The organism is Neobacillus sp. B24 (assembly GCF_055381825.1).
The window spans coordinates 1,628,278-1,641,731 of sequence record NZ_AP035777.1 but is presented as its reverse complement, the minus strand read 5'-3'; the positions used below and the strand labels follow the sequence as shown (position 1 = coordinate 1,641,731).

Below are 13,454 nucleotides of genomic sequence, written 5' to 3'. Positions count from 1 at the left end.
TCTATGAAATAATCTGAACAGCACCTTTTTCCATATAAAGAATATTTTCTTTTGAGAACAGGTGCAGTAAATGCTGATGACAGGTAAAAAATAAAATCTGCTTTCGGTCCAAGCTCTGCAAAAGTTCCATGACCTTCTGCGTTCTTGGGGCATCAAAATTAACAAAACCATCATCAATGATAATCGGAAACTGATATTTTTCATATAAAGTGATCGCCAAAGCCAGTCTAATAGAAACGTAAAGTTGTTCTGTTGTGGCCTGGCTTAATTCGTTTGCCTCAAACAGCGTATGGTCCTTCCTTTCGACGAGGAATCCAGTTCCTAATGGATGAGGATGAATCCGATAATAGCTGCCATTTGTGAGAAATGCCAAGAATTCCTCCGCTTTCTCCAGCATCCGCGGCAAATGTTCATGCTTGTATTTTTCAATTGTTTCCGCAAGAATCTGTTGAGCCAGCGAATAAACTGCCCACTCTTTCGCCATTTCTTCCAATTCGTATTTTTTCTGTTTGTAATGATGGAGGATTTCGGAATAGGTGCCGCCCTCTTCGAGTATCCCAATCTCAACTTTAACCTGTGCCTGCGCCTCCTGCAGCTCCTTTAATCTTGCCTTTAAATCTTTGGAACGCTGCTGACAATCAGTGATTAAATCATCCCAATTATGAATGGGTAAAAATTGATTCCACTCTTCCTTTGAAAGGATGGAGAACTGAAGCCTCCCCTGAAGGTTTTCCAGCTTATCCAAAAGCTCATTCTGTCTTTCAGCCTTTTCGCCTAGTTGATAGAATTCTTGCTTTGTTTCCACATTGGCTTCTTGCAATAGCTTGATATATTCTGCCTCTAGCTGTTCTCGCTCTTTATTTTTTTGTTGCAGGTCGTTTTCCATTTCGGTAAGTTTCGCTTGCCGCTCGCGGAGCTTAATCCGCTTTTCCTGCTCTTCTGTAAGTTTCTCGCGCAATAAAAAGATGGTTTTATGTATATCAGAGCCTCGTTGGGGCAGGTAACGATTTTCGTAATTTTTTAACTCGTCACTGATTCTCTTCTGTTTCTGATTATTTTTCGCCATTTTTTCAAGCAGCTGATGTTTCTCGCGACACTTCTCTTTATACTGTTCGATTTGGCCAAAGGCTTCCTGTAAAAATGAGGCAGCCATATATTGTGGTATTTTCAGCTCACTGCCGATCGTCACCAGCGCTTCGCGATAGTCGTCTGACTCGCGCTCCCAGTTTTCTAATTTAACCTTCACTCTTTGGACTTGGGCTTGCTGCTGCTGCAGCTTTAGTTTCATTACTTGCAGCTCCTGTATCCGTTGGTTATCGCGCTTTAGCTTTTCCTCAGCCATGCCAATATCTAAGTATGTTGCTGACTGGAGTTTTTCAAGTATTTGTGTTTCTTGCTTTTTTAAATCCTTCATTTTTATGTTGGATTCTTTTTGTTTTGAACCTTTTAAACTCTGGAACATAAAAAATGCTAAAACCGCACAGCACCCCAAACCCAGGAACAGCAATATCCATTGCTTTGTAAACCCACCGTAAATGGTTAATCCAATTAAGATGAACTCAATCGCAAAGAATTGCTGCTTAAGCCTTGTTCTCGATGCCTGCTCATTTTCCATTGCGTGCTGGTAAAAGTTTATTTTGTCTTTAATGGTTCTTAATTCTTCTTCAAGGCTTCTTTTGTCGTTTCCCTGTACTTGCTCTTCCAGAAGTGCACGTTCTTGTTTTGGCAGGCACAGACTAGCGGTTAACCCTGCTTCTTTTTCCACTAGCTCCAGCTCATACTTTTCTTCCTGAAGCTTATTGTCGAGGTCAACCTTTGTTTCCGACAGCTTTTGCCCACGTCTAGAAATGTCTTCAACCTGTTTTTTCATATACATATTGGTGTTGATTTCCAGGATTTCTTCTTCGTTTAACGGCAAATGAAGTCTTTCGGTAATGACTGAAAGCTCTTTTTCCAAGCCTGCCAGCATTTGTTCATACTGGCCCATTTCAACATTTAATTGTTCCAAAACAGGAACTTGATTAAGCAGATGCGCAATAGCCGGCTCATCTTTGTGAAATGATTCATGGGGTGCAAGCTCCATCAGTTCAAGCTTGGCCTGTTCGATTCTCTCTTTCATGCTGACCAGTTCAGCATTGTATGGAAGAATAAGCTGATTTAACTGCTCCAATCTTTCCAAACCACGGACAGGGAATTCGATTTCTCCTAGTTCTTCAAGCTCTTTTATCGTCAGCTTTTCTTCTTTTACAAATGAATGGATTCGCTTCCACTCAGTTAATTTTTCATATTGTTCCTGAACATTTGACAACTGCTGATTGATATTCTGTATTTCCTGGAGAAAGCTTTCTCTTTCTTCAATAAGCGGTTGGTATTCCTTCATTTTGGCTGCAGCACTTTTTAATTCCCCATTGATTTCATGCAGCTCATGCAATTTCTCGTTTAATGGAGGCTTCTTTCCGCCTGGCTTAAACCGGGAATCAAGCTCCTTCTGAAGCTCAGCTTCTGCCTTTGCCAGCTTTTCCGTTCCTAATGTGCCAGCCGAGAATAGGAATCTGCCTAACTCCTCCCCCCTCATTTGATGAATGTTTTGCAGTCCATGAATATTAAATGAAAAGATAGCCTGGAACAGCCCTTTATCAAAATTCCCCAGCAATTCTTTTAAAAGCTCTTCGCCGCCAATGGTGCCATTGTCCAGCAGGACTTTGACATCGCCTGCAGCCTTGCCTTTCACCCGTTCAATCACGGCAAAACCAAAGTCTTGGTGGAAAATCCTAATACTTCCGCCGTACTTTGTACTGTGCTTAGGCTCATAACGAAGCTCAGATTGCTGTTTGGTCGGGAATCCGAATAAAATGCTGTTAATAAACGACATAATCGTTGATTTGCCGGCTTCGTTCTCACCATAGAAAACTTGAAAATCTGCTAAATCATGGATTTCAATATTTTCTAATTGGCCGTAACCATAAATATGCATAGAAACAATTTTCAATAGATTTACTCCCTTCTATTTATATAGATACTGAATTAATAGTTTTTCGGCCTCTTGGACTAATTCGTCCTGTTCCCCAGGAGATAAATGGGACAAATATTTTTTCCCTAAGCGGTGCTCATACAAGGGGGCCAAAGCATTGCTCGTATCCTCAAAATGCTCAATCGTTTGAAACAACTCACCATAAAAATTGGCTTCCCGTTTCAATTTCTCTTTATCTAAAAGCTTTCTTTCTGAAAATGTGATATCGATAATCCAGACAAAGGATTCCTCACCCTGTTCATCATCCAAAAGGAGGTCCAGAAGCTCCCCGTTCAACGTTCTTTTTTCACGCTCATCATCCAGGTGGATGTTAGTTAATTTTAGTGATAAGAACGTGCCTGCGTTAGTCTTTCGACAAGAATGGATTGTGGATTGGCATAAGCTAAGGATATCATTGAGGGTTTCTGCCTTGGCGGCGTCGACCTCCACTTCCTCCCAAACAATATCCGCTGTATCGATAAAGCTGCATTCTGCGCCAAGCTCAGATAGCGATATATGATAAAAACCTTTTGCGCCACTTTCCTTCTTATTTCTTCCTTGAATATTACCCGGATAAATAATCGGCGGGTTCTCCGATAAAACAGCCTTTTTATGAATATGTCCCAAAGCCCAGTAATCCAAGTTTTTTTCTAAAAGATCCTTCACAGAAAATGGTGCATAGTTATCATGCTCAGCCCCTGAACTTTCATTGCCGTGGAGAATCCCGATATGAAAATCAGCTTCACCTGATTTGACATATTCATCAATTTTCCGTTCAAACACATGCCGTGTCGGGTAACTAAAGCCATAAAGATGGACTGTCACACCACTATTCGTTAGCAGCTCCATTCTTTCCACCTTGCTCCCAAACACATGGACGTTATCCGGCATATCCAAATGTACCCAGGAACCATTTAGATGGTCATGGTTGCCGTGCACAATATAGACAGGAATGGAATGCTGGGCCAGCTTTTGCATTTCACCACGAAATCGTGACTGGGCGCGCAAGCTTCGGTCCTCCCCGTCAAACAAATCCCCTGCCAGAATAACGAAATCAACACTATGCTGTATTGCTGCTGCAGTAAGCTTTTTAAGGGCAGTAAACGTACTCTCTTTTGCCCTGCTAAAAATAGTCTTAGGCAAGTGCCGTAATCCGACCATCGGGCTATCCAAGTGCAAATCGGCACCATGTATAAATGATATTTTTTTCATAAATTTTCCTCACTGCTTTTTCCTTTATTGTAGCACCTTTAAAACACGAATGCACGTTCTGTGTAAAAAGGACAAAAAAGCTTTACCAAAAATGGTAAAGCTCAAGAATACTCTATTCGTTCTTCGTTAACTCCAATGCCTGCTTAATATCTTTAAAGGAGTTGGACCTGCCATACATTAATACGCCGCCCCGGTAAACTCTTGCACCAAATACCGCCAAGGCTACTATCGTTGCCACCAGAAGAAAGATCCCCAAGGCCGCTTCCCAAATTGGGATGGCTAACATCCCGACACGAAGGAACATAATCATCGGGGTAAAGAATGGAATATAGGAAGTCGCGGTAATAAACGCGGCATCCGGCTTGCCAAGACCAAACATCGCAATCATAAATCCACCCACGACAAGTAAAGTCATTGGCGTAATCATCTGTTGGACATCTTCTATCCTGCTGACAAGTGACCCCAAAAACGCGGCAAGCGTCGCGTAAAGAAAATAGCCAAGGATAAAGAAAATAACCGCATAGATAATCGTTGCTGTTGGAATGCTGCCAAATCCATATACTCCAAAGAAACCGTCCTTTAACGAATCCATGTTGCGTTGAAGTGAGTAATAACCGACAATCAGAAAGACTGCAAATTGTGTCATGCTCAAGAGACCGATGCCGATAATCTTGGCAAACATCTGCTTAATCGGCGATACGCTGGAAATCAAAATTTCCATTACCCTCGATGATTTTTCTGTTGCCACTTCCATGGCAATCATGCTCGCATACATGATGACTGAAAAATAAATGATAAATAACAGGACATAAACCAGCCCTCGAGCTTGATTCAATTCCTCTTCCGTTTTTGCATTTTTCTCAAGCGCGACCTTATCGAATGCAATCGGTTCGTACAGCTTTTGCAGCTGTGCCTGGGTCAAGTTAATTTTGGACGCGGCAAGCATCGTTTTCACCTGCTGCAAGCCGGACTGGAGGTCAGTGTACAGAGTAGAATCAGCGATACTCATCGCCTTGTAAGTAGCTTCCGGCAGTTCCTCTTCATTATAGCTTAACAGGATGAAGCCGTTGTATTTGCCATCTTCCACCGCTTTTTCAACTTGTTTTTCTGTACCCTTATATTGTGTAAGTTTAATGTCCTTGTTAATTGTTTTCATTTGCTGTTTCAACGGTTCATAAAGCTGTCCGGTTTCATCGAGAACGGCAACCGTATCCTTCCCGCCATCTTTATCAAAAATCTCAATGATATTTTGAATGTTGGTTAGCGCCAAGACGATGACAACCGTCAACAGCGTGGTGACAATAAACGATTTGCTCTTTAATTTGTTAAGATACGTATGAGATAAAATGATCCAGAAGTTATTCATAGGAGTCGCCTACCTTCTCTATAAAAATATCATTTAAAGACGGCTCTTCAAGGGCAAATTTACGAACAAACCCTTTGCTGACAATTTCCTTAAGTATGCTTTCTGCTACACTTTCTCCCTCGATTTGTAATTCTATTCCTTCCATAGTTGGCTTCGTTTTGACAACTCCAGGAAAGTCCTTCAAGTAATCCAATGGAAAATCGGCATGAATGATCAGATTCTTTTTCCCAAACGCACGTTTAATTTCCTTTAAGGCGCCGTGTACTACCGGTTTACCTTTATGTAAAATGCATAAATGCTCACACATTTCCTCAACGTGATGCATTTGATGGCTTGAAAATACAATTGTGGTCCCGCTATTCTTTAAAGCCAATACGGCTTCTTTTAACATCTCAACATTGACTGGGTCCAATCCGCTAAAAGGTTCATCCAAAATTAACAGCTTGGGCTTATGAATCACTGCGGCAATAAATTGGATTTTCTGCTGATTCCCCTTTGATAGTTCCTCGACCCGCTTATTTTCATATTCAGGCACTTTAAACCGCTCCAGCCATACTTTTAGTTCTTTTAGTGCTTGTGCTTTGTCCATTCCTCGCAATCTGGCTAAATAGACAATTTGCTCCCGTACCTTCAGTTTTGGGTAGAGTCCCCGCTCCTCAGGCAGATAACCAACGAGATGGCTGGTTGAATAGTTTAGCGGTTTACCGTCCCAACTAATTTTACCTGCACTGGCATCCAGCAAACCTAGTATCATCCTGAAGGTAGTCGTTTTTCCAGCTCCGTTTGCACCTAGAAAACCGAACATTTCTTTTTCTGGTATGGTAAGCGACAGGTCATTCACGGCTGTAAATTGGCCAAACCGTTTCATGACATGTTCTAATTTTAATACCATTCTAGTCACTCCTTTCCTTCCCGATACAATTATACCATATTATGGTTTTTTAAATTCTTTTTGCACTATTTAAAAAATTATGCAAAAATAACAGTAGTAATACTTTTCAAAGGGGTATGTGAGATGAAAACGTATAAATTAACGGCATTTGAAGCAAATGGGGAAAAAATCTTGGATGAAGCCTTTCAGGCAGAAAATGATGAGGGTGCAAAGCAACAAGGGGAAAAACTGTTAGCGGAGAAAAATTTACTTGAGAAAACACACCGCTGCACCTCGCCGGCGGGGAAATTGTTGTTATTTCATCCATAAAAACAAGAAGCCGTGATTGGCTTCTTGTTTTTTTATTTACCAGTGAAATTTGGTTTTCTTTTTTCGAGAAACGCATTAATGCCTTCTTTATGATCTTCTGTTTCTCGCATTTTTTGTTGGCCATATTTCTCTAATTCTAATATTTTTAATAGCTGCGGACGATTTTTTTCAGCCAGAATCTTCTTTGTCTTAATCATCGCCTGTACAGGTCGATTCAGCCAATCTGTTATTCTATTATGTACAGCCTCTTGAAGGTCACCGTCGGCCACTTCCTGGACAAGACCGATTGCGAGCGCTTCCTTTGCAGTCATCATTTTTCCATCCCAGATTACCTGCTTCGCCTTTGTTTCACCAAGTCTTTTTTCCAAAAAGAAATGCGCCCCGCCATCAGGTATGAGGCCGATTCCGATAAAGTTCATTGCCAGTTTACTAGCTTTGTCAGCGATAATATAATCCGTCGCCAACGCCAAACTGAATCCAAGTCCAGCAGCCGCACCAGAGACCACACTAATAGTCAGTTTAGAAATGCTATAAAGCGTAATAATTAACTCGCTGATGCAGTCCATGACCGGGAAAAAATCCTTTTCATTCATGTTGGAAAGCATTGTTTTGATATCGCCGCCAGCGGAAAAAGCCCTTCCTTTTCCGGTTAGCACGACAATATCAATCGCCTCCGATTCGCTAATTTCCTTCAGCTTGCCAACAAGTCCCCTAATCATGTCCACATCCATGGCATTAAGCGCTTCAGGCCGGTTCATTTCCAGCGTTGCGACGCGGCCATTTACGGTTAATGCCACTTTATCGGTCACAAAATTTAACGACATGCTTAACCCCTCCCAAATTCTTTGTTCAACTCCATTATATAGATAAATAGCAAGAAAAAAAGCAAACTCTCTAAATATATTGAATTTTTTACATAAAAAGGACAAAAGGCAGATATACCTTTTGTCCTCACTATTATTACCCTTTTTGGCTTACTTCTTTCTGAACCTGATCGCGAAGTGCCATTTTTAAGAACTTCCCTACGGATGTTTTAGGGATTTCCTCAAAGAATAGGATATCGTCTGGAATCCACCATTTGGCGAATTGCGGTGTTAAGAATTCCAATAAATCATCCTTGGTGACTTTATCTTTGTATGCGTCATTTAACACGACGCAGCCAACTGGGCGCTCCTGCCACTTTTCATGCGGAATAGCAACCACCGCTGCTTCGAACACAGCCTCGTGGGCCATTAGCGCATTTTCTAAATCGACCGAGGAAATCCATTCGCCGCCGCTCTTGATTAAGTCTTTTGTTCGGTCAACAATCTTGATAAAGCCCTCTTCGTCAATGGTGACGACGTCCCCGGTATGGAGCCAGCCATCGTGGAAGGCATCAAGCGTCCGCTGATCCTTATAATATTCCGAAGCAATCCAAGACCCTCTTAAGCATAATTCGCCCATTTCCTTGCCGTCCCAGGCGACCTCGCCATCCTTGCCGACGATTTTCATTTCAAGCCCGGGAACCAGCACACCCTGCTTTGCCCGAATTTCCAATCTTTCCTCATAATCTAACTCTTCTTGATAGCTTTTTAATTTGGAGAACACAGCCAGCGGGCTTGTTTCCGTCATGCCATAGGCGTGCATGAATGGTACATTATATTTCTGTTCGAACGCTCTAATCATACCCTTTGGTGCCGCAGAGCCGCCGCATAGGATTCCGCGAAGGCTGCTCATTTCATAATTGCCTTCCTCAAGCTCTTTCAGCAATCCCAGCCAAATCGTCGGCACACCGCTTGTGATCGTTACTTTTTCCTGCTGAATTAATTCTGCTAATAGTTTTGGAGTAAAGTATGGTCCAGGCAGAACCAAGGTGGTGCCAAACCAAACACCGGCAAATGGCATCCCCCATGCATTAGCATGGAACATAGGAACAACGGTCAGGGCAATATCATTTTCACTGATTGCTGCTGTGTCGGCGAGACCTAATGCCATGCTGTGCAGGAATATGCCGCGATGGGAATAGACAACCCCTTTTGGATTTCCTGTTGTGGCGGAGGTATAGCACATTCCTGCTGGATCGGTTTCGTTAATGTCAGTTGGGTATTTAAAATTCGGGTTTGCTTGGGCTAACAAATCTTCATAATGGTATACGTTTGTCAGCGTTGTCTCAGGGAGTTCTTGTTTGTCGGTCATAATGATGAATGCCTTTACCGTGTTTATTTCGGCTGCGCATTTTTCTAGCAATGGAAGGATGTCAGAATCTACGAGGAGTATTTTATCTTCGGCATGATTGATAATGTAACTGATGTGTTGTGGTGAAAGTCGAATGTTAATGGTGTGTAGAACAGCGCCAATACAAGGGATGGCGAAATAGGCCTCCAAATGGCGATGGTGATTCCAAGCCAATGTGCCGACCCTGTCCCCTTTTTGGATGCCTAGTTTTGTTAAGGCATCTGCGAGCCTTCTGGTCCGTTCGGCAATTTGTTTGTACGTGAAGCGTTGGATACCGCCCTCCGTCCTTGAAACGACCTGCTTGTTCGGAAAATATCGTTCAGCCCGCTGTATCATTTGCGTCATGGTTAAAGGTGTTACCATCATAAAACTAATCCCCCCCATAATGAAAGCGTTTTAGACTCATAGCATTCTATGAACTTGTTCCTTTAATTTATTCTACATTGTTGCGAGAGAATCCTTTATTAAGAACTTGAATTTCTGAATAGAGGGAAAAATTGCTTGAATTAGGTATCGTTTCTGATTGGTAGGTGGGCAGCTGGTTTCTACGTTACCAGTTTCTCTTTTTTCCAGCTGTTTTGGTCACGTAGAACCCCTCTACGTGACCAGTTTCTCTTTTTCCCAGCTATTTTGGTCACGTAGAACCCCTCTACGTTACCAGTTTCTCTTTTTTCCAGCTGTTTTGGTCACGTAGAACCCCTCTACGTGACCAGTTTCTCTTTTTCCCGGCTATTTTGGTCACGTAGAACCCCTCTACGTGACCAGTTTCTCTTTCTTCTAGCTATTTTGGTCACGTAGAACCCCTCTACGTTACCAGTTTCTCTTTTTTCCAGCTGTTTTGGTCACGTAGAACCCCTCTACGTGACCAGTTTCTCTTTTTCCCAGCTATTTTGGTCACGTAGAACCCCTCTACGTTACCAGTTTCTCTTTTTTCCAGCTGTTTTGGTCACGTAGAACCCCTCTACGTGACCAGTTTCTCTTTTTCCCGGCTATTTTGGTCACGTAGAACCCCTCTACGTGACCAGTTTCTCTTTCTTCTAGCTATTTTGGTCACGTAGAACCCCTCTACGTTACCAGTTTCTCTTTCTTCCAGCTGTTTTGGGCACGTAGAGTATCCTACAAGCTACTCCGGCCACTGTGCTCCCCAAAAAAGGTCCTCCTGTATTAAGCAGGAGAACCTTTTTCCGCGAACAATTCATCTAATATTTTTATTTTCTCATCAGTATACGCTTCAAAACCGTCATTATAGGATTTTGGATCTTTTGGATTGGCAAAATGAGTAATCTTGCCGGTCACTGGATCGATGAACTTGCTGGAGGCACCGCAGCCTAGTCCGATGATGGTTTGCTGCTCCTCCATAATCATGATGTTATAGATGCTCTCTTGATTCGGCAGAGAGTAGCCGACATTTTCAAGATTGCCAAGGATGTTTTTCTGGCGGTATAGATAATACGGGACATAGCCGTGGTCTGCTGTCCAATCCTGAGCCAGTTCCATCATACTTTCAACTTCACCACGGTCGGCAACCTTATATTTTTCTTTGTTCTTCGTCATTTCTGAGGCACGCTTGAACGATAATGTATGGACCGTTAACGATTCCGGCATTAGCTTTTCTGTTTCTTCCAGCGAATGAGTAAATTCCGCCATTCCTTCTCCCGGCAGGCCGATAATCAAATCCATATTGATATTGTTCATACCCATTTCACGAGCCAAATGGTATTTTTCGATAGTTTCCGTTACTGTATGGTGGCGGCCAATCGCCTTTAACGTCTCCTGTGTATACGATTGCGGATTAATACTAATCCGGTCGATATTCCATTTTTTCAAGACTTCCAGTTTCTCAGGCGTAATCGTATCCGGCCGTCCAGCCTCAACAGTGACTTCACGGATATTTTCAACATCAGGAAATGATTGATACATTTCTTCGTAAAGCATATCCATTTCTTCCGCGGTAATACTCGTCGGGGTGCCGCCACCGTAATAAACTGTGGTAATTGTGACACCCTTTTCCTTCAGCCATTGGCCAATTTTACGCATTTCATAATGAAGGCCGCCCAAGAATGAATCAACGGACCCTTGGCGCCCATTAATGGCATAGGCCGGGAACGTGCAATAAGCACATTTGGTCGGGCAGAACGGGATGCCGATATAGATGCTGACTTCCTTTCGCAATGAATACAGGTCCGGGACGACTGTCAGCTGGCGGTCGATAATTTGCTGCATCAACTGGATTTTTTCATCCGTAATTAAGTAATCTTCCTTTAATTGCTGATGGGCCACTTCTGCCGGAATCCCTTCCTGCATTTTCTTATGAAGCAGCTTAGTTGGCCGAACCCCTGTGAGAATGCCCCATTTTTGAGTCATGCCTGTCCAATCCTGCAGGACGGTTAAATAAACGTGAGAAACGGCATTTTTGATTTGTTTAAAGCGCTCTTTCTCTGAATCTGCACGATTTAAATCTGTTTGGTAATCAGCAGAGACGGCTTTTCCATCCTGGCCAGTTAATTGCGCGGTAACGGAAACCTTCTCACCAACCTGTAAATCAAATTTTATCAATAAATCAGTATCTGCGGCATCAGCCTGCAAAATCTGTGATTCTTCAAAAAATAAGTTAGCAATCAGCTGCAGCGGCCGATTGAATCTTTCATCCTCTAATCCTAGTATGGAAATTCGCAATGCAATCACCTTTCATAGAAAAGCGCAAGCGCCTTGGTCAGCCCCGACAAGCATAAGACGAGCCGGCAGGAAGGTTGCTTTTTAACCTTCATGACGGATTGGCTTATGACCTCGAGGGGCTAGGCGCTGGAGCTAGACATAGTTAAACTTCCTTTAGTTTACAGAATCGAAAATACAAGGTCAATACAGTGGAAATTATTTGCATGTATATAAAAAGATATCAGAAGCTTAAGCTGCTGATACCTTTGAGATGTTTATTTGCGATTTAACCAATTTTATTTGCGCATTTTGTCAGTTTTATTTGTGAATTCCAGTCATTTATTTGCGAAAATCCCAATTTTATTTGCGAATTACTTTTTGATGATCTTCATCTTCCGCAAAAATTCGATTGGCTGTTGTTTTCGGAAATGTTCCATTACCATATATGCTACACCGTTTTCATTCTTGGATCTGGTGATCCAATCTGAGGCCCGTTTCACATCAAACGGAGCATTCCACATCGACACACCGAGCCCGACAGCCTCGATCAACGGAATATCGTCAATGCTGTCACCAATATAAACCATTTCTTTCAGTTGAAACCCGAGTTGATTGCCGAGGTAGGCCAGGCCTGTCAGCTTGGAAACGCCTGCTGGAACAATGTCGACCCGCAATGAATCAAGCTGGATCACATCAATTTCGGTAAACATGCCCTCCAAGGCCTTTTTCACATCAACCAAGTCGCTCTTATCTTCAAAATAAACTTCAATCTTTGGCGGTGTCATCGGCTGTTCATGCAAATATTCGCTGACAGACGGAACAAACTGCTGGGTGTAAAACATCGGATCACCTGATGTAAACACGGTTTTCGACAAAAGATTGTTGCGAAGCTTCTGCTTATTGGCAACGGAGAAATCCTCATGAACAAGACGAATTTGGCATGGCATCCCCTCAAGGAACCGGATGGTATCATAGGTGATATCTTCATTAATTCGTTTCACATAAATCGGTTTTTCTTCAGCACCTGAAATAAAAGCTCCCTGCTGTGTGATCAGCGGTGTTGGTATGTTTAATGCTTTGGCCACTTTTCGAGCTGAAGCAAAGCTTCGGGATGTAACAAGTGTGACATAGATACCTTTTTGCCTTACATATTCAATGGCTTCCTTTGAGGATTTATGAATTTTGCCATTTGATTGCAGCAAGGTGCCATCAATATTTATAGCAAGCAAGCGATAAATCATCATGTTGCCCCCTGTTCTTGGTGAAATTACCCTTATCTAACTTTTATGAGTTTTCATCCATTTATAGAACAGGGCTTGAGAATCTGATGTAATTTCCTATAAAAGAAAAAAGCCTCCGGAACAGATCCGAAAGCTAAAAATTATATCTTAAAACTGTCCGTAAAGCTCTTCCAACGGTTTCATGATAATCTGGTTTAATTCACCGATAATCATACTCATTCGTTGTTCAGCCTGCATCAGATTGGCAATTTTCGGATTCTGCTGAACCACCCCAACTGTTGCCTGTGCTTGTTGTACTTCTTGTTCGGAAATATTTTGACCCATCATTTGTTTTTGCTGCAAGTTCATTTGAATTTGACGAAATTGATCAAACATTTGCTTTGCTTGAGGATCGGCATTGACTTCCTGATATGCCTTCTTTAACGCTAGATATTCCTCACTTTGACGGATGGCTGTTTCCAATGCATACGCTGAATCATGTAAATTAACTGCCATTTGATTCACTCCTTTAGGTAAACAATTCCTTACAACTATAACAAACTATTCACCCAAATG

At 42.3% G+C, this 13,454-nt stretch carries 10 protein-coding genes; 1 reads left to right on the top strand and 9 read right to left on the bottom strand.

What is annotated here, in order from left to right:
* Window position 1 precedes the first annotated feature (1 nt).
* From ACZ43M_RS08190 to ACZ43M_RS08175, 4 genes are all read right to left on the bottom strand, one after another.
* Window positions 2-2,989 (bottom strand): ATP-binding protein, encoded by a 2,988-nt coding sequence (locus tag ACZ43M_RS08190; protein ID WP_464506914.1) that lies wholly within the window; start codon window positions 2,987-2,989, stop codon window positions 2-4.
* Window positions 2,990-3,004: 15 nt separating this feature from the next.
* Window positions 3,005-4,222, bottom strand: coding sequence for a metallophosphoesterase family protein (locus ACZ43M_RS08185; protein WP_464506913.1), 1,218 nt, complete (start codon window positions 4,220-4,222; stop codon window positions 3,005-3,007).
* A 112-nt stretch (window positions 4,223-4,334) separates the two neighbouring features.
* Entirely contained in the window at window positions 4,335-5,588 is a 1,254-nt protein-coding gene (locus ACZ43M_RS08180; RefSeq protein WP_464506912.1) for an ABC transporter permease, read from the bottom strand.
* A complete protein-coding gene (locus ACZ43M_RS08175) occupies window positions 5,581-6,480 on the bottom strand; it encodes an ABC transporter ATP-binding protein (protein WP_464506910.1) in 900 nt (299 codons plus the stop codon). Before ACZ43M_RS08175 ends, ACZ43M_RS08180 begins: the two co-directional genes overlap by 8 nt.
* Window positions 6,481-6,603: 123 nt before the next feature.
* On the opposite strand from ACZ43M_RS08175, the gene ACZ43M_RS08170 reads away from it, so the two are divergent.
* Window positions 6,604-6,789 carry a YhzD family protein gene (locus ACZ43M_RS08170; protein WP_464506909.1) on the top strand — a complete coding sequence of 62 codons (186 nt, stop codon included), beginning with the start codon at window positions 6,604-6,606 and terminating at the stop codon, window positions 6,787-6,789.
* Between the two features lie 32 nt (window positions 6,790-6,821).
* Here ACZ43M_RS08170 and ACZ43M_RS08165 read toward each other — a convergent pair whose 3' ends face one another.
* From ACZ43M_RS08165 to ACZ43M_RS08145, 5 genes are all read right to left on the bottom strand, one after another.
* Entirely contained in the window at window positions 6,822-7,613 is a 792-nt protein-coding gene (locus tag ACZ43M_RS08165) for an enoyl-CoA hydratase (RefSeq protein WP_464506908.1), read from the bottom strand.
* Between the two features lie 136 nt (window positions 7,614-7,749).
* Window positions 7,750-9,369, bottom strand: coding sequence for a long-chain fatty acid--CoA ligase (locus tag ACZ43M_RS08160; RefSeq protein ID WP_464506907.1), 1,620 nt, complete (start codon window positions 9,367-9,369; stop codon window positions 7,750-7,752).
* Between the two features lie 798 nt (window positions 9,370-10,167).
* Window positions 10,168-11,679, bottom strand: coding sequence for a coproporphyrinogen III oxidase (locus ACZ43M_RS08155; protein ID WP_464506906.1), 1,512 nt, complete (start codon window positions 11,677-11,679; stop codon window positions 10,168-10,170).
* 350 nt (window positions 11,680-12,029) lie between these two features.
* A complete protein-coding gene (locus ACZ43M_RS08150; protein WP_464507986.1) occupies window positions 12,030-12,899 on the bottom strand; it encodes a Cof-type HAD-IIB family hydrolase in 870 nt (289 codons plus the stop codon).
* 147 nt (window positions 12,900-13,046) lie between these two features.
* Window positions 13,047-13,394: a YlbF/YmcA family competence regulator gene (locus ACZ43M_RS08145; protein WP_464506905.1), complete on the bottom strand. Its 348-nt coding sequence runs from the start codon at window positions 13,392-13,394 to the stop codon at window positions 13,047-13,049.
* Window positions 13,395-13,454: the final 60 nt, after the last annotated feature.